Source organism: Cognatundibacterium luofuense (assembly GCF_018139685.1).
In the GTDB taxonomy this organism is placed as follows: Bacteria; Pseudomonadota; Gammaproteobacteria; order Burkholderiales; family Burkholderiaceae_D; genus Undibacterium; species Undibacterium luofuense.
Genome location: NZ_JAGSPN010000002.1, coordinates 30879 through 48434, shown reverse-complemented (window position 1 = coordinate 48434; position 17556 = coordinate 30879). Strand labels below are relative to the sequence as shown.

The window sequence follows — 17556 nt, the reverse complement described above, 5'->3', positions numbered from 1 at the left end:
CGCTTAACGGACGCGCATGCCTGGCTCGGCGCCAGCCCATGGTTCCAGAATGTACAGACCCGGATTGGCTTTTTCATCCGCAGCGGATGCGGCCAGTACCATACCTTCCGACATACCGAACTTCATTTTGCGCGGCGCCAGATTGGCCACCATCACGGTGAATTTGCCGATCAGTTGTTCCGGCTGGTACGCGGATTTGATGCCGGAGAACACATTGCGGGTGCGGCCTTCGCCAACATCCAGTGTCAGACGCAGCAGTTTGTCGGAACCTTCAACGTGTTCACAATTGACGATTTTGGCGATACGCAGATCGACTTTGGCGAAGTCATCAATTTTGATTTCTTCGGCAATCGGTTCAATGCTGGCCGCTGCCGGTTCTGCAGCAGCAGTTGCTGCCGGCGCTGGCGGGTCGAACAGGTCGTCAAATACTTTGATATCAACGCGCTGCATCAGATGCTCGTAGGCATTGACTTTGTGCTGATCTGCCATCGGGGTGTTCACATCTGCCCAGCTCAGTTCGCCGATATTCAGTTGTGCTTCCACTTTGGCTGCCAGCGCAGGCAGTACCGGTTTCAGATAAATCGTCAGGATACGGAAGGCTTCCAGCAAGCGGCTGCACACTTCCTGCAGGCGCGCATTGTTATCAGCATTTTTTGCCAGTTCCCACGGTTTGTTGGCATCTACATAAGCGTTGATGTAGTCTGCCTGTTCCATGGTGGCGCGCAGGGCTTTACCGTATTCGCGGTTTTCATAAAACGCGCGGATTTCGCCAGCGGCAGCACGGATATGGCTCAGGAATTCATCACTGTCAGTTGCCCATGCCGTATTGATTACGCCGTCAAAACGTTTGGTGATAAAGCCGGATGCGCGGCTGGCGATGTTGATGTATTTACCAATCAGGTCTGCATTAACGCGGGCGACGAAATCGTCAGGATTCAGATCCAGATCTTCCACTTTTGCATTCAGCTTGGCAGCAAAGTAATAACGCAGCCATTCAGGATTCATGCCGATTTCCAGATAGCGCAGCGGCGAAATACCGGTGCCACGGGATTTCGACATTTTTTCGCCGGAGACGGTGACGAAACCGTGGGCGTAAACGGAATCCGGTGTTTTGTAACCGGAGAATTTCAGCATCGCCGGCCAGAACAGTGTATGGAAATACGTAATATCTTTACCGATGAAGTGAATCTGTTCGGTTTGCGGATCCGCCATGAATGCATCGAAGTCGCGACCGGTTTTCGCGAAATAATTTTTCAGCGAAGCCAGATAGCCGACCGGCGCATCCAGCCAGACGTAGAAATACTTGCCCGGTGCATCCGGGATTTCGATACCGAAGTAAGGCGCATCGCGGCTGATATCCCAGTCGCCCAGACCGCCTTCGCCTTCCAGCCATTCGCGGCATTTATTCGCGACTTCAGATTGCAGACGGTTATCAGACAATGCCCAGCTGCGCAGAAACTCAACGCATTGCGGATTGGATAACTGGAAGAAGAAATGTTCAGATGATTTCAGAACCGGCGTGGCACCTGTCAGTACAGAGTACGGGTTCTTTACTTCGGTTGGTGCATACACAGCGCTGCACACTTCACATGAATCACCGTACTGATCTTTCGCGCCGCATTTCGGACATTCGCCCTTGATGTAGCGGTCCGGCAGGAACATGTTTTTGACCGGATCAAAAAACTGTTCAATGGTTTTGCTGATGATGAAACCGGCAGCTTTCAGTTTGCGGTAAATGTCTTGCGACAGCGCATGGTTTTCCGGGCCATCGGTTGAATGCCAGTTATCAAAGCGGATATGAAATCCATCCAGATATTGCTGACGGCCGGCAGCGATGCGGCCGACGAATTCCTGTGGTGTCAGACCGGCTTTTTCAGCGGCGATCATGATAGGCGCACCGTGCGCATCATCTGCCCCTACGAAATGCACTTCACTGCCAGACATTCGTTGGTTTCTCACCCAGATATCTGCCTGGATGTATTCCATGATGTGGCCCAGATGGAAGGGCGCGTTGGCATAAGGTAGAGCGGTAGTGACAAACAACTTTCTGGTCATAGGAGTGGCAATCATAGAGATAGAACAAGAGCGTTATTCTAGCAGCGAACGGGGGTGAATTTCCGCTTATGGCGCGCCGGAAATCTGAAGACTTCTTCCTGATGCACAGGATTGCCTTGCTTTGTGCGGATTTGTAATCAGCTTTGCAATTGAAAATATGGAAATGCTGACCGTTAATCAGTAAATTATTTTGCTGATCAGAACAATTTCGAAGATAATTCCGCTCTCATTGCCTTCGCGCAATTATCTGATGCTGTGTGCCGGTTGTGGCAGATGCTGTTTTCTGCACGTGCTGCTTGTTGCTGTCTGCATCCTGCGATGGTGTTTCCCTCTTTCAATAGCCGTTTCTGCGCTCTGTGAAGTGATTACGCATGTCACAACGATTTGCTTCCTCTTTTTTTCGCATCCTGATTTGCTTGTTGCTGATCACGGGCAGTATTGCCGGCGTGATTCCGGATGCTTATGCAACGGAAGGTAAGCGGATATTGCTGCTGACACCTGAATCGCGGCGCGATCAGGGTTTGCAGGAATTTTACGGGCAATTGCAGCAGTCGCTGGAAGAGTCGGGAAATGTTACGCTGTATCACGAATCGCTGGATTTGCAGGAGTTTCCTTATGAGACTTATCGCCTGAATCTGGCCAGATGGTTTCGCGACAAATATAAAAATATGCCGCCGGATGTCATTATCGTCACCGGTCAGCAGGCCTTGCGTTTCAGTTTGCAATACGAAAAGTGGATGTGGCCGGGGACGCCCGTCGTATTCTCGCTGGCCAGCGATGTGGATGTTATCCAGATGAATTTGCCGCCGCATTTTAACGGCAAAGTATTGCGGGCAAACTTTTCAAACGTAGTGCATGTCGTCAAAACCATGCTGCCGGGCACTCGCCAACTGGTGCTGACCGGAAATGTACCACCCGGTGAAATGAATCGTACTTTTTTTCGCCAGCAGGCGATGCAAATGTCGGATGAGCTGAGTATCCGCGATTTAAGGCATTTGCCGCTGACGGAAGTACTTGAGGAAGTTCGTAAACTGCCCGCTGGCAGCGTGATTTTCCAGGGAATGCAGACAGCCGACCGCGCCAGTGCGCGTCAGTACGGTGCAGATGTATTGCAAGCGGTACTGGCGCAGGCACAGCATCCGGTGATTGTTGATGAGCCGGGGCAGTTAGGTAAGGGGCCACTGGTGGCCCTGAGTTTTGATTTTGCAGAACTGGCAAAGGAAACTGCTGCACTTGCGCTGAAAGCGAAAGCGGGGAAAGAAGGTTCGCATGATCTGATCAGTTCCGGTTTCATTCCGCTGCTGGACAATCATCAGGCTGAACGCTGGCAGATACCTGATTCGCGTTTGCCTGCCGGTACGCAGCGCCGCTTTTACACACCAACGATCTGGGAAGCGTATCGCTGGTATCTGATCGCTGCTTTCGCTACTTTTTTGTTGTTACTGATTGCAGTGATCACACTGGTGATTGAGCGTCGTTTGCATTCCAGCGCAGTGGATGCTTCGCGTCAGGTATTGAGCCAGATTACGCAAATGAATCGCAAAATGACTGCTTCGATTTATAACGAAGCGATCGGACACGAACTGATGCAACCACTGGCGGCGATTTTGTCGAACGTGGAAGCGGCGATGATTTTCTTAAAGCGTGAACCGCCGGCCTATGATCTGCTGCATGAAACTCTGCAGAATATCCGCCGCGATAATCTGCGTGCGGACGAGCTGATACGCAATATGAAGGGCTTGCTGACAAAGTCCGATACAGAACTCACGCCGGTGGATATTAACTGGCTGGTAAGAAAGGTTCTGAACTTCTTATCGATTGAAGCGAAAGTGCGCCGCATTCAGATCCGTGAAAATCTGGGGCAGGACGGTATGCTGGTTTCTATCAATATCGTACAGTTGCAGCAGGTACTGGTGAATCTGATACTGAACAGTATGGATGCGATTGACCGTAAAAAAGGGAAAGAGCGGGTTATTACGCTGGAAACCAGTCTGTATGCCAGCGATCAGGTCAGGATTTCGGTCGTCGATTCAGGTACGGGTTTCGATCAGGGTGTCGAGCGCGTCTTTGAATCATTTTTCACAACCAAGCCCGAAGGGGTTGGTCTGGGCTTGTGGATCAGTGCATCGATTGTGCAGGCCCACGGCGGCCATATCTGGGCAGAAAACCGTCTCGGCGGCGGCATTATGCGTTTCAAACTTCCTTTACTGCGCGGTCATCATGAGTGAGCAAAGCTTACCCCTTGTGTATGTGGTTGACGACGATGCTTCGGTACGGTCAGGACTGAGTATTTTGTTGCAGGCCTGTGGTTATCGTGTGCAGACGTTCGAATCCGGAGCGCATTTCTTTCAGATGCAGCCGGAAGATGTGGTCAGTTGTCTTTTGCTGGATGTGAACATGCCTGGCCTGAGTGGTCTGGAAGTACAGGAAGCACTGAACCGCAGACAAAGTCCCGTACCTGTCATTTTTCTGACTGCTTATGGCGATATCTCAATGAGCGTACGTGCTATTAAAGCTGGAGCTGATGATTTTCTGAGTAAGCCTGTAAGAAAAGAAGACTTATTGCGTGCAGTTGATGCAGCGCATCAGCGCAGTGCAAAAGCCCGTTCAGAGCGGGTGAGGCTGGATGATTTGCGTTACCGGTTGGGGCAACTGACCGAGCGCGAGCTGGAAGTTTTCCATCAGGTTGTGCGCGGCAAGCTGAATAAGCAAATCGCATTTGAACTTGGTACATCTGAGCGCACGATCAAAGCCCATCGCAGCAGTGTGATGGAGAAAATGCAGGCGGATACGCTTGCAGAACTTGTTCTTCAGGCAACGCAATTGGGGGTTTTGAATTCGACGCAAGCACAAAAATAGAAAAAATTATTTCATTAATGTCAGTTTTAAGCGATAAAAAAGATACGATTATTTTCAATCATTTGCAGTTTTGCACCAAAGTACGATAGGCAAGAGCCACACAGTTACGTATACTCGGGGTTTCGAGCATTATCACGGCGAAAATCTGTCTGCACGATTTGTTTACGTGTTGAATGGTTTATCGGCAGTTTTTTGCGTTTCTCTGAGGCACTCTTGTGTTTGTAACCCATATTATTTCCGGCAACGATTTCGAGCGGGCTGTATTGAGTCTGGTGCTTGGTGCTTATGCGTACACAGTGCAGTGTTACGACGCAATGACTGATTTCGCAAACACAGAAAGCAACACGCCGGGCTGCGTTATTCTGGAGGTCAGTGAACGCATGCTGACGCAAACAGATCTTAGTGAGCGGCTGAGTGCATTGCGCCAGCGCTTTCCTCTGATTCTGATGGCAGATGAGCGCGTGGCGCCACGCCTGCCTCGCACAGTTCCCGGATTGGCTTTACCGGTTATACGCCGGCCAGTTGAAAAATCAGAATTACTGAATCTGCTTCAGTCACTGCGTGACGCCCAGTCCGTTGTGTAAGCTATTCTCTCTTGCTCCCCGTGGTAGGTCATGATCTGCAATTGTTTGCAGACTGATACTTTCATAAAACGACTTATTGTCTTGTCGTCCGTAATAAAGATCCCTTCAATAAAATTTCTGCGGATATGCGTCAGACTGCACCAAAGTGCAATATGAAGCACAGCGTAAGTTTCCTACAATCGAACAATGCACCAGATGCCACGTGGCAACTCGGGACGGATGGCGACAATGTGCGCTGTTCCGATATGGCGTGATGATGCATGCAAGTGTTTTAAGACATTGAAGTTCAGATCAAACCCGAATCGGGAAGGAAGCCGGATGAGTACGCTGGATGCAGCCGTTGTCAGTTATTTGTTATCGCAGCGACCAGAGCAGGCATCAGTTTTGCCTGAAGAATCTGATCAGATCCTGATTGCACCGCACGAATATGTGCTGGTGTATTGTCCGCAGGAGCCGCATCATCTGAGTCGTCACGCGCTGGCGCAGCGTTTACATGACTGGTTCCCGGATGGCGCATTTGATATCGCGTTCCCCGAACAGGAAAACGGTGCACCTGCGCTGGCAGTTTTGCATGCAGACGGACATCTGATGTTGCAAGCGCTGATGCTCAGCGGTGTGCAGGTCGATTTTGATCTGGCGCATTTATCCCAGTTTGGATTTGCACCTGTGCTGACACGACAACTGGATGTGCTGCGCATGTTGCGTCAGTTATCGGAAACGCTGGCGCAGCCGGACTGGCAGAATCGCCTGCAGTCAGCGCTCAGCGGGCACTGCGAGTTCGCTCAGGCTGGCTTCTGATGGCAACTGCCATTTGCCATCCTGAAAGACATTATGCTGATCCAGCCATACTTGCTCAGTAATAGCAAAAACATCAATGTGGTAGCGGCCTTCACCACGTTTGATATGCGGTTTGCCATAGCTGCCGTGTTTCGCACCCAGCGATAAGTGAATGCCGCACATACGTTCATAGGTCCCGATGTCCCTGACCCGTCGGCTTGCTGTAAAAGCACGGTTTAGTCCAAAGCCAAGTTCTCTTACCCAGACGATTCCGCCTTCATCACGACGAATATTTTCCAGAACAGTATCAAATTCCGGTGTACTGTTTTCGGTGGTAACTACCTTGCCCGCTTCAACAATTAGCGTAATCGGCGTTTCCGGTTCATTGATACGGAAGCTTGTATCGCCGAAAACAAAGATACGGACGCATCCGCTGACTTTTTCCAGGTCACACGCCTCGGTAAACACTTCGCCAATTGGGAATTGTCCGCCGGTATTTTGCATGCCGCTGTAATCGCCAACATTCAGTCTTGCAGGTTCAAAGCCATCACTGAACACCAGTTGAGCACCGTCACCGCTGACGATGATTCCCTGATTTGCACGATCAATGAGTTGTTTAAGACCTTTACCCGTGTTGCGATAGTAATCCGGGTCATAAGCGAGGGAGTCAATATATGCGCTTATTTCGTCCGGCAGCATGCGCTCCAGATGGGGATGTTCAATGATTTTCAAGCCGCGCTTAAATAATTCAACCCGTAAACGATAGGCTTCAAGCCGGAAATGGGTGGATTGAATTAATACAACCAGTGCACCTGCAGGCAGGGCAAGAATGTGATCGAGCACTTGTTGCGGTGCTAACTGATCAAAATGCAAGACCGCCGCCTGCGGCAGATTTTGCTGGTATGCGCCGGTCAGGATTGTGGCGAGTTCACATCTGTAATCAGAAATGATTAATGCGGGTTGTTGATTATCATGCAGGAATGCGTGTTGCAGAATCGCTGCGGTATGCCCGGTTGCGGAAAAGAGGAACTCACTGGTTTGAGCAGTACTGGTCGGTGACATACGATTGATTCCGGTAATTCAGGCGAATTGAATATTTTACCAAGTTCAACGCGTCATCGCTGCCAGTCTGTGCTGTATCAATATTGAGAAATGTGTCGGATTGCACCAAAGTGCAATAGTAAAAACCGGTTGCCACACGTAAACTTTTTCAGGCTGACGTCAGAAACCGGAATCCGTTGTTCCGGGTATTGCACATCTGTTCACGAAACAGAAAATTTGCTTTTTAGTTAGAGATTCAGGCTCCCCCGGCTTGCTGTGGCGCCCGGATTGATTTTCTGGTGTGACGTCAGCCAACTTCATGACCTGATAACAGATTGGTATGCAAATGTTAAAAAAACAATTAAGCTTGCTCGCTGCGGCTTTGCTGCTGGCGGCCTGTGGTGGCGGAGGAGGTTCTGGTTCCGGATCAAGTGGAGACAGCAATACTGGTGTTGTTACTCCGCCTAAAGTGCCGACTCTGGATGAAAAGATTGCAGCTGCGATGCAGACCGGTGATGCATCCGGACTAGAGCCTGCCGCCGCTCAGCCTAGCTTGCTGCAAAAAGCGTTGGTGATTGCAGGTAACGTTCAGCAGCAGCAAGTTACGTTGCTGGGCAGCATTTTGCGAAAAAATGGTGCTGATCTGGATCAGTCACTGACATATACCGGAAACAGTATCGCCGTTTATCCGCAGAACTCGACGTCTGCTGTGGGATTTCTGAACGCAGATGGCAATAACGGCATGGCGGCTTTTTCGGTCGTCGGTAAGGGCCGTGGTCTTGCTTATGGTGCTGATGTACTGTCATGGATGGCGGGAACAACCAGTCAGCAACAGCATTTGCCTTTATTTCAGCGCGTGATGACATGGCTGGTAACCGGAAACCCGGATGCGGCAATGCCGGCAACCGTTAAATTTACGGTAGCGGGCTACGGTGCTGCTAATGTAAATAATTTTTTTAAAAAATCCGGTTGGCAAGCGCAGGAAGTTTCCTGTGATCTGACAGATCTGGCAAACACCTGCTGGCAGAATACGGATTTGATGGTATTCGGTGGCGGAACAAAAGATGTTGCCGGTCTGAGTACTCAGATCCAGACTTACTTGAATGCCGGTAAGTCTGTCGTCTATTTTGCGCCGAGCTGGATTGAATCCGGTGGTGGCAGAAAAGTAGCGAATGCAATGGGGATCGATATTGGCGGTTATCCGGGCAATTATTTTGCTTCCGCTGATGATCTGAAAATTTCCAATACGAGAACTGCAGCAGACACGATCGGTCGGGCAGATAAGATGGCCGGTTTGATTGGCACGATCCAGAAACTGCAGAGCGATCAATTATTGTGGGACTTCGCTGCAGACAGCTCTCCGCTGGATCCGGTAACGCTGGTAATGAATGAAGTTAACGGTATTCAGGGTCGTGGCGTGAATCTGTTCAGTGGCACCACAATGGATTTGCATAAACTGCTGGTGCTGTGGGCAGATTTGTGGCGTCCGTCGGTGACGAAATACGGCCAGTTGCCACCTGAACAAAAATCGACAGCGCCAGATTTCTTGCGTACTTTTGCCAGTGACTCCTGGGTGGTGTTCAACCGCGGAAAGACAACAATTGCACCGAACGGTTATGGCGATTTTATGCCAAAAGAAGCGACCACAATGCCTGTCAGCGGAGATTTCGAAAGCATTGATGTCACCATCGCACAGGGTAGCGGGATCACTGCAATCGGACGGGCTGCAGTACCCGGTAAACCCGTTACGATTCGTGTTGTTGATGCAGCGAGTGGTTCTCTGGGGGTGCAGTCAGGGTTTGCACGTACCTGGGGTGATCCGGTTTCTGATGGCAAAAAATATGGTCGTCCGCGTAAACCGATTTCCCCGAACATTCCTTTATCTGCAGCGACAGATAACGTATTTGTGACACCGTTTGGTGGTCCGCTTTACCTGAATTACAGCGGCCTCGCCGGGGGTAAAGTCGTTAAGTTGCAAATTAAAGGTGGTGCGAAGTATGGTCATTTTGATTTTACGAAAGACATGTCGCAGGCAGAGATTGATGCTGCCTCTGCAGTGATTAAATCTAAAGTATTTGGCTGGCAGACTTCAAAATTCGTCGGTGGTGAAGTACATCAAACCAATGCTTATGCGCTGAGTGTGATTGGTACTAAAGATCCGCGTGACTATATTCAGGACAATCTGCGCGCACGCATTTTTGACTCTAACCATATCGCAAATGGTTACAGCAATATGGCGATGTCTGCCAATGTCAAAGCAGTATGCGACAAGCTGGGATGGACTTGTGACGGTGATATGCATCGCGCACCGGGTGTTCAGCATTTTGTCGGCTGGATCGCTACGTGCGGCTTCCTGTGTTCAGGCAATCCGTCGGATGGTTTCGCTGGTATTGCGGCTGGCTGGGGCTGGTGGCATGAACTGGGTCATAATACTGTTCAGCGCGTGCACCATATCGTTCCACCGGGTACGGCAGGTTGCGTAGTCGAGTGCGATAACAATATTTTGTCGACAGCATCTGCGATGCGCAACTATGCGGTTTCCGGCGAAGATGTCAGCGGTGACCGCATTGATTACAAAGGCTTGTATGGCTACCTGAGCGCCAGCCGTGCAACCGGCAAGACCGGTAACGATCTGATCGCCGAGATGAGCAACCGTTTGTGGAACAGTGATAATCAGAATGCAATGCGCGCAGTGCATTTTCAGCTTGGTTTCCTTTATACACGCTTCCGTCTGGGCATGGATAAACCGACTGTCGATACTTCGCTGGAATATCTGACCTTGCTGACGAAAGCTGACCGACTGGTGGCGAAAGACTGGACGACAGCAAATGCATCGAAATATGCGATGGGCCGATATGCGAACAATACGATTACAAACCATGATCTGTTGTATGTGCTGAGCTCTCAAATTATCGGGCAGGACATGCGCCAGTATTTTGCAGCCTGGGGTATTCCGCTTGATCAGCGTTCGCTGGATTCCGTTTCTGATCTGAAGTTGCCGGTTGCACCACTGTGGCTGTATGCGCTGGCGCCGGGTAAGGGCAATCAGGTACAAACTGGCATGTGGGTGGATATTGACGGTAAAACGCCAGCGTATCCGTACTGATTAACATGAAGCATAAACTTTGTTTTATGTCATGATTTTGTAGTATTGATCTGATAAAGTTCACTCATCTGCTGTACATACAACCGATATGTATGACGGTGGTACCGGTCAGACTGCGCAAGCGTCTGGCCGGTTTTGTTTTTACAGTGGTGTGATTTTGAATTGTTGTAAGTACGATACTGGTGCGCTTCGGACTGTGCGGTTTTGTGATGGTGTGTGATATAGTTTGCAACAGCTGCTGTACATACAACCGATATGTATGACGGCAGTCCGGTGTGCTTGCTGCTTAGCGGTGGTCGCCGGTCCCGAATTCCGGACGGAGCCTGCGAGGCTCCGTTTTTATTTTGTGCTTTCCCAAAAATTCCGCATTCTGACAGCCTGACTGCCAGCACTCGCTTGCAGTTGTTAAAGCGTCATACCTATAATGGCTTAGCGTACTTCTTACCTGAATGCATCGTTTTTCGCACAGGCAGGCATCCGTTATTTTATGCAAAAGTAACGCCGGAAAACCGAACCGGTGTTCTGCAGTGATGTTCAACTGCGCTTTGGCTGCGTTGGAGTGAAATTCATGAGGTTAAATCGATGGACTGTGCCTGTTGTGATTGCCGCATCACTGACCTGTGTTTCCGTAATGGCCGGACAGTCGGATGCTGACCGCTGGATTCAAAAAGAATTTCAGCCATCTTCTCTGACCTCCGAACAGCAGCGTGCTGAATTGCGCTGGTTTGTTCTCGCTGCAGACCGTCTGCGTCTGAACGGGATTCGTGAAGTCCGCGTTATTTCTGAAGATCTGGCCACCCATCATTATGAAGCGAATGTTCTGGCTAAAGCATTTACTGAAATCACCGGTATTCGGGTTGTGCATGAAATTGTTCCGGAAGGGACGCTGGTCAGCCGTTTTCGGCAAGCGATGGACGGTCCCGACAGCGCTTATGATGGCTGGATAACTGACTCCGATCTGATCGGAACACATTATCGCTACGGACTGGTTGAGTCACTGACCGATTACATGAAGGACGAGGGGCGCGATTTCACCAGTCCGACGCTGGATTTGAAGGATTTTATCGGGCTGAAATTCACCACTGGCCCTGACGGAAAGATTTATCAGTTACCGGATCAGCAATTCGCGAATTTGTACTGGTTTCGCGCTGACTGGTTTGCACGGGAAGATTTGCAAAAACAATTCCGTGACCGCTATGGTTATCCGCTTGGTGTACCGCTGAACTGGTCGGCTTACGAGGATATTGCTGAGTTTTTTTCGGTGCATGTTCGTGAGCTGAACGGGAAACGGGTATACGGACACATGGATTACGGCGCACGTGATCCCTCGCTTGGGTGGCGGTTTACGGATGCATGGTTATCGATGGCAGGCGTGGCGGACAAAGGTTTGCCGAATGGGCTGCCTGTCGATGAGTGGGGGATTCGCGTCGCCGGTGATCAGTGTACGCCGGTCGGTGCATCAGTCGAGCGTGGCGGAGCAACGGATTCACCGGCAGCTATTTACGCATTGAGTCATTATCTTGACTGGCTGAACCGTTTTGCGCCACCGGAGGCAAAAGGATTAAACTTTACTCAGGCTGGCCCGGTGCCTGGACAGGGCCAGATCGCACAGCAGATTTTCTGGTACACAGGGTTTACCGCCGCGCTGAATAAACCGGGTTTGCCGGTGACCGATGCTGCGGGTAAGCCGCTCTGGAGAATGGCACCTTCGCCTCACGGCGCATACTGGAAACCGGGAATGCAGAATGGTTATCAGGATGTAGGAAGCTGGACCTTTTTGAAATCCACACCACGCTGGCGTAAGGCTGCTGCCTGGTTGTACGCCCAGTTTGTTACATCCCGCACGGTTTCACTAAAGAAATCGATTACCGGTCTGACTTTTATCCGCGAATCCGATATCCGGCATCCTTACTTTACAGAACATGCGGACCAGTTTGGCGGACTGATCGAGTTTTACCGCAGCCCCGCCCGCATTGCCTGGACGCCGACCGGAACCAATGTGCCGGATTATCCGAAAATGGCTGAACTCTGGTGGAGAAATATCGGCTTGGCAGTTGATGGAAAATTGTCGCCAGCTAAAGCAATGGAGCAACTGGCGCAACAAATGGATGATGTGCTTGGAAAGTTGCAGCATCAGGGCATGATGCATTGCGCGCCGAAACTGAATGCTAAGCAACACGGCGACCGCTATCTGACAAGTAAAGGTGCGCCATGGCAAGCCTTGCCCAATGAAAAACCTCCCGGAGAAACAATCCCCTACGAACGCTTACTGCAAGCGTGGAAGGAAGGTAGATTGCGATGACGCCAAAACAGGATAATGGTGCTGTCTCGCATAAACTCAGCTTATTGTTGCTGGGTGTTGGCATGGCTTTCGCCATTATCGTACAGACATACTGGAGTCTTACCGACGACCGTAAACAAACCATTGAAGCAGAAAAATCGAATGGTCATGTGGCAATACGGATTCTTGAAGAGCATGTGACACAGACGCTCGAAGACGGTGCCCGTAAGCTGGATGCGGTTGCGGAGCAAATTGCAGATGTCAGCAGTGATGAAAACCGGATTCAGCGTTTATTGCGTCTGAACGCACTTCAGGATTCCCGTTTTATGAAGTCGCTGCAGTTCATTCATCCAAACGGCGAAAGCTGGGTTGAGTCGCCTGATTTTCCTGCGCACAGTGTGAATGTGGCTGACCGTGATGATATTCAGTTTTTATTACTGAATCCCGGTTATACCCGGATTGTGTTCGGTCATCCGTATCAGAGTCCGTATGACAGCCAACTGGTTGTGCCCCTGTCCCGTTATGTTTATGACGCTGAGGGCAGGCAGACTGGCATTCTGAGTGCCAATATTCGTCTTTCTTATTTTGGTGATTTATATAACGGCATCGCTGTTGAAAATAATGTCATGCTGGCGCTGATTGCCGATGCGGGATTTATTATCATCCGTTCACCGTTTGAGGCACGTTATGCGGGGCGTGATATCGCCGCAGAGGATGCGACTACACGGCTTGCCGCAATGGGAAATGAAGGCGAGATTGAAGATGACAGCTGGCTGGACGATGAATTCCGGCGTTTGTATGTATTCAGAAAAATTAAAAATTATCCGGTGACGGTAGTCTACGGTCGCGACTTTGAAAGCATGCTGGCCGGCTGGGAAAAACGGGTACAGCATAAACTGATGTACACCGCTCTGGTGCTGGCTGCGCTGATGGTGATGATGGGCTTGCTGAGTCGGCAGCTTTCAAAACTGCGTCGTTCAGAACTGGTGCTGCGTCAGGCTGAATATAAATTTTCCGAAATTTTTGAACGATCTCCGCTGGCTTTGTCTCTGGTTGATTTGCAGCACCGGCAAATAGAAACTGTCAACCAGGCCTGGGTGGATTTATTCGGCTACAGTAAATCGGTGCTGAAAGATCAGCAGGCAGACTGGCAGGTCAGATTCTGGAAACATCCTGAGCAATTGACCCAATTTGTCTGGCAACTAGCTGAAGATCAGCAGATTGACCAGTTTCAGGCCGAACTGGTCCGTTCGGACGGTGCTGTCCGGACCTGCCTGTTATCCGCGAGGAAGATTTTTGTCGGAGATGAAACACGTTATATCGTCACGCCACTGGATGTGACCCGTGAGCTGGCCGCGGAGCAGAAATTGCTCGAACTGAATGCCGAGCTGGAAGAGCGGGTTGCAAAGAGAACGCGCAATCTTGAGCAATCGAATGCAGAACTGGCACAGGCATTGCAATCGGTACGTATGATGCAGGAAGAGGTGATCCGGCAAGAAAAACTGGCATCGCTGGGGGCGCTGGTCGCCGGAATTGCGCATGAGCTGAATACACCGATCGGCAATAGCGTGACGGTAACCAGTACGCTGCAGGATGAAATACGGCGCTTCCGTCGTGAGATGGAAAGCGGGCAGTTAAAACGATCCATGCTGAATCAGTTACTGGATAACCTGAGTTTTGGTGCAGATGTACTGATGCGGTCTCTTGGACGTGCTTCCGAACTGATACGCAGTTTCAAACACGTTGCGGTTGACCAGTCCAGCGATATGCGGCGTCAGTTCGATTTGAAAGAGACACTGCAGGAGATTCTGCTGACGAATTCGTCGATGTATTTAAAAACCCCTTATAAGCTGGAAACGCAGCTGGCGGAGGGTATCAGTATGAACAGTTATCCGGGCGCGCTGGGGCAGATTATCAGTAATTTTATTGCGAATGCGATACGTCACGGATTCGAAGGGCGAGCTAAAGGCCTGATGCGATTGTCGACGACGCTGAATGCAGAAAACTCTGTCGAAATCCGGTTCAGTGACGACGGACATGGCATCGCAGCAGATCACCTGAGTAAGGTGTTTGATCCTTTCTTTACAACGAAATTTGGTCAGGGTGGCTCTGGTCTGGGGATGAATATTGTGTACAACCTCGTCACGGAGATACTCGGTGGGCGTATTCATCTGGAAAGTGAGCCGGACAAAGGCACAACCTTCACTCTGATTCTGCCCTTGCACGCGCCGGATAGTCAGCACTGACCGGAGTTTTGCATTCCGGTCGGTGCTGTAATCATGCAGCAATTGGTTCAGGTATCAGCACATATTCAAGCAGTGCAGCGCAGTTTAATGCAGCGGCATGCTCGAAATAGTTTTCATGCGCTGCCAGTATCTGGTTAAAGCCGCGCTGATGATAATAGTAGAGCTGAGGATCGGCCGGAACAGCAGACCCGCCGCGCTTATCACTGCGGGTCCGGCTGACATAAGTTAGCAGACTCAGTTCAGGTTCTTGCTGACGTGCTTTCGCGAAACCCGGAACCGGTGAGCCGAGAAAAACTGAACGTATACCTTGTTCCAGCGCGCGTTGCATCGCAAAGGCGAATAAAGCGGATTGCGCGTGAATATCGTCACAAGTCAGACTGATGCCAAACCAGTAGGGCGCATCATCCTGCGGAAAGCCAATTCCGCCATGGGTTGTTTCATACCAGTTTGTACTTGCAGCCAGCCGCTGGCGGCATTTGCGCATGACAAATAAACTGCCGACCAGCTCGCCGTCCGGTCGAAACGCACCCCAGCTGGTTTTATCCAGATGCTGCAGCCGGGTTGATAACATCTCGCGGGTTGCGCACTGCGACGGCTCCCATTTTTTATGTTCCAGTGCCAGCAGGGCATCCAGATCTGCATTGCTCAGCAAACGTACGGTTAAATCAGACATGGCAGGTACACTCTCGTCGGAAAGGGTTAATACAATGTGCGCCGTGGCGCAGATATTCAGGAATTGCCCGCGTCAGCACTTCAGTGTGGCTGTAGTGAAAACCGCTGATGGTGAAAGAAGGAGTCAGGTTTTGCACCTGATGCCACCAGCGGCGCGGGATAAACAGCAAATCACCGCGTTGAACTTCGATGCGGACAGCATCTGAAAGCCCGGCCAGTTCCGGCGTTGCCAGGCGGGCAAAGCGGTCGTATTTGCGTGCATACTGCCGGCGGGAAATCGCATACGGAGGCGCGAGCCAGACCGCTTTTTTACCATCGGCCTGAAACAGTAAATTATCGAATAAATCGAAATGGGTGCCAGTGGTTGTCTGACCGCTGCCTATCCAAGCACTGCCTGCAATGCCGGATTTCGGAATAAACCGGTGTTGCGCAAGATATTCAGGTAAGCGCCGGTGCAAAGCGGCGAGCGGAAATTCTTTCAGGTAGCGAAAATCCTGTTCCTGACGTAAGTGCAGACTGTTCAGAAAATGATGCAGACTGACTTCACGGAAACGGGTCGCTTCCCGTTCGCGGTTAGCTGTCACTATGCGAACCAGCTGATCTTCCGTTTCTGATGGCATGGATTCTAAATTCCACACTTCACAGAAACTGGCAAATTCCGGATTGTTCTGAATCAGCAGAGGTGTATCGAGGCGGGTAATGGCAGACTTAATTTTGTCAGCACTCGGCGCTGTTATGCGTCGGATCAACATGCGGGTGGCCTGTCAGAAAAAAGGCCGCATTGTAGAAAGGCAGAGATTAAATTTTATTAATTTAAATATTTACTTTCTATTACTTACAGAAAATTACAAGAATGTGCGTTTTTTGCTGTTGCGAGCAGCGATTAGCATCATGCTGGCTTATGCAGTCGTTGCCGGTACTGGCCCGGGGTCACGCCGCTCCAGGTGCGGAACGCATGCTGAAAGCTGCTCTGTTCCTGATAGCCGAGCAGGAATGCGATATCCGTCAGGCTGAGTTGCGGGTTGGCCAGATACAGGCAAGCAAGCTCATGTCTGGTCTGATCCAGTACTTGCTGATAACCAGTGCCGGCATCAGATAGTTTTCTTTGCAGTGTACGTACGCTCATTTGCAGATGGGCAGCAGCGTCGGCAAGCTTTACCTCGCCACTCTTCAACTGATGTTCAAATAATTGCCGCAATAGCCGCACGATTTCCGGCATGGCTTGCTGCCGTTTTTTTTGCAGCAGTGTTTCTGCATGCTGACGCAGCATACTTGCCAGCGACTGATCTGCGTTGGGTACCGGCAAACTGAGTAAGGCGGAGGGAAAACGCACCGCATGACAATCTGCGCTGAATGCAGGTACAGCGCCAAACACCCGCAGATATTCGCTGCAATCCGGTGGCGCCGCATGCTGAAAGCGCAATTCGCCCGGAGGTAAAGGCTGACCGGCAAACCAGTCGGCAAAGACCCGGATACCGGCGAACACGCTTTCCGCCAGATGGCGACTGGCTTGCGGAAAATGGCTGTGCCAGCGGTATTCGGCGTAGTCGCCGTCGGTCAGCAATTCAGATCGTCCCAGATCATGTGCCAGCTCTTCATAGCGCATAGTCTGGTGCAGCGCTTCGCCGAGATCCTGACAGCTCATCAGTATCAGTCCGTACACGTTATAAGCGCCAAGCCGTGTCTTTTCACCGCAGTGCAGACCAAAAAAAGTGTCATCAAACAGCGCCGCTCCGGCATCGAGTAATTGCAGATAGTGGCTGGCGGGGATGACGTCGGCTCCTGCGTGATAGCGCAAACCGGCATGCTGCATCAGCTTTTCCAGCGAACTGTTGCGGGCATGCAGCACATCCTGCAGCGGTTGCAGATACGCAAGGCTGACCATGTGTGTGGTTGATAATCCGTTGGCAGGGCGGGAAGCAGTGTTTGGCATGT

12 protein-coding genes are annotated in these 17556 nt (G+C 50.8%); 7 read left to right on the top strand and 5 right to left on the bottom strand.

The annotated features are described in order from the left end of the window. Positions 1 to 3: 3 nt before the first annotated feature. Entirely contained in the window at positions 4 to 2055 is a 2052-nt protein-coding gene (gene metG, locus KDM89_RS03680; RefSeq protein WP_230427657.1) for a methionine--tRNA ligase, read from the bottom strand. 371 nt (positions 2056 to 2426) lie between these two features. Here metG and KDM89_RS03675 point away from each other — a divergent pair, with 371 nt between their 5' ends. The 4 genes from KDM89_RS03675 (at position 2427) to KDM89_RS03660 (ending at position 6296) form a co-directional block, all read left to right on the top strand. Further along, positions 2427 to 4283, top strand: coding sequence for an ATP-binding protein (locus tag KDM89_RS03675; protein WP_212686608.1), 1857 nt, complete (start codon positions 2427 to 2429; stop codon positions 4281 to 4283). Next, the gene (locus KDM89_RS03670) at positions 4276 to 4914 is read left to right on the top strand and encodes a response regulator transcription factor (protein WP_212686607.1); all 639 of its coding nucleotides are present in this window, start codon (positions 4276 to 4278) and stop codon (positions 4912 to 4914) included. Before KDM89_RS03675 ends, KDM89_RS03670 begins: the two co-directional genes overlap by 8 nt. Before the next feature lie 215 nt (positions 4915 to 5129). Beyond that, positions 5130 to 5498 carry a response regulator transcription factor gene (locus tag KDM89_RS03665; RefSeq protein WP_212686606.1) on the top strand — a complete coding sequence of 123 codons (369 nt, stop codon included), beginning with the start codon at positions 5130 to 5132 and terminating at the stop codon, positions 5496 to 5498. 318 nt (positions 5499 to 5816) lie between these two features. After that, entirely contained in the window at positions 5817 to 6296 is a 480-nt protein-coding gene (locus KDM89_RS03660) for a hypothetical protein (RefSeq protein WP_212686605.1), read from the top strand. Here KDM89_RS03660 and KDM89_RS03655 read toward each other — a convergent pair. Continuing rightward, the gene (locus tag KDM89_RS03655) at positions 6252 to 7337 is read right to left on the bottom strand and encodes a M29 family metallopeptidase (RefSeq protein WP_212686604.1); all 1086 of its coding nucleotides are present in this window, start codon (positions 7335 to 7337) and stop codon (positions 6252 to 6254) included. The two genes, KDM89_RS03660 and KDM89_RS03655, sit on opposite strands and share 45 nt — an antisense overlap. A 319-nt stretch (positions 7338 to 7656) precedes the next feature. On the opposite strand from KDM89_RS03655, the gene KDM89_RS03650 reads away from it, so the two are divergent. The 3 genes from KDM89_RS03650 to KDM89_RS03640 all read left to right on the top strand — a co-directional run bounded on the left by KDM89_RS03650 (position 7657) and on the right by KDM89_RS03640 (position 14949). Continuing rightward, positions 7657 to 10422, top strand: coding sequence for an ImpA family metalloprotease (locus KDM89_RS03650; RefSeq protein WP_212686603.1), 2766 nt, complete (start codon positions 7657 to 7659; stop codon positions 10420 to 10422). A 568-nt stretch (positions 10423 to 10990) separates the two neighbouring features. Then, on the top strand, positions 10991 to 12724 hold the full coding sequence (locus tag KDM89_RS03645; RefSeq protein WP_212686602.1) for an ABC transporter substrate-binding protein: 1734 nt from the start codon (positions 10991 to 10993) through the stop codon (positions 12722 to 12724). Beyond that, complete coding sequence (locus KDM89_RS03640; RefSeq protein ID WP_212686601.1) at positions 12721 to 14949, top strand: ATP-binding protein; 2229 nt, start codon at positions 12721 to 12723, stop codon at positions 14947 to 14949. Before KDM89_RS03645 ends, KDM89_RS03640 begins: the two co-directional genes overlap by 4 nt. 31 nt (positions 14950 to 14980) lie before the next feature. Here KDM89_RS03640 and KDM89_RS03635 read toward each other — a convergent pair whose 3' ends face one another. The 3 genes from KDM89_RS03635 to KDM89_RS03625 form a co-directional block, all read right to left on the bottom strand. Continuing rightward, a complete protein-coding gene (locus KDM89_RS03635) occupies positions 14981 to 15622 on the bottom strand; it encodes a hypothetical protein (protein WP_212686600.1) in 642 nt (213 codons plus the stop codon). After that, positions 15615 to 16373: a cupin-like domain-containing protein gene (locus tag KDM89_RS03630; protein WP_212686599.1), complete on the bottom strand. Its 759-nt coding sequence runs from the start codon at positions 16371 to 16373 to the stop codon at positions 15615 to 15617. The genes KDM89_RS03635 and KDM89_RS03630 overlap by 8 nt, the downstream gene beginning before the upstream one ends. 137 nt (positions 16374 to 16510) lie before the next feature. After that, a complete protein-coding gene (locus KDM89_RS03625; protein WP_212686598.1) occupies positions 16511 to 17554 on the bottom strand; it encodes an AraC family transcriptional regulator in 1044 nt (347 codons plus the stop codon). Positions 17555 to 17556 lie beyond the last annotated feature (2 nt).

Coding starts and splice junctions, on each gene's coding strand:
- metG (WP_230427657.1), bottom strand. CDS start 2,055: ATGACCAGAAAGTTGTTTGTCACTACCGCTCTACCTTATGCCAACGCG.
- KDM89_RS03650 (WP_212686603.1), top strand. CDS start 7,657: ATGCAAATGTTAAAAAAACAATTAAGCTTGCTCGCTGCGGCTTTGCTG.
- KDM89_RS03630 (WP_212686599.1), bottom strand. CDS start 16,373: ATGTTGATCCGACGCATAACAGCGCCGAGTGCTGACAAAATTAAGTCT.
- KDM89_RS03645 (WP_212686602.1), top strand. CDS start 10,991: ATGAGGTTAAATCGATGGACTGTGCCTGTTGTGATTGCCGCATCACTG.
- KDM89_RS03640 (WP_212686601.1), top strand. CDS start 12,721: ATGACGCCAAAACAGGATAATGGTGCTGTCTCGCATAAACTCAGCTTA.
- KDM89_RS03675 (WP_212686608.1), top strand. CDS start 2,427: ATGTCACAACGATTTGCTTCCTCTTTTTTTCGCATCCTGATTTGCTTG.
- KDM89_RS03635 (WP_212686600.1), bottom strand. CDS start 15,622: ATGTCTGATTTAACCGTACGTTTGCTGAGCAATGCAGATCTGGATGCC.
- KDM89_RS03660 (WP_212686605.1), top strand. CDS start 5,817: ATGAGTACGCTGGATGCAGCCGTTGTCAGTTATTTGTTATCGCAGCGA.
- KDM89_RS03625 (WP_212686598.1), bottom strand. CDS start 17,554: ATGCCAAACACTGCTTCCCGCCCTGCCAACGGATTATCAACCACACAC.
- KDM89_RS03655 (WP_212686604.1), bottom strand. CDS start 7,337: ATGTCACCGACCAGTACTGCTCAAACCAGTGAGTTCCTCTTTTCCGCA.
- KDM89_RS03670 (WP_212686607.1), top strand. CDS start 4,276: ATGAGTGAGCAAAGCTTACCCCTTGTGTATGTGGTTGACGACGATGCT.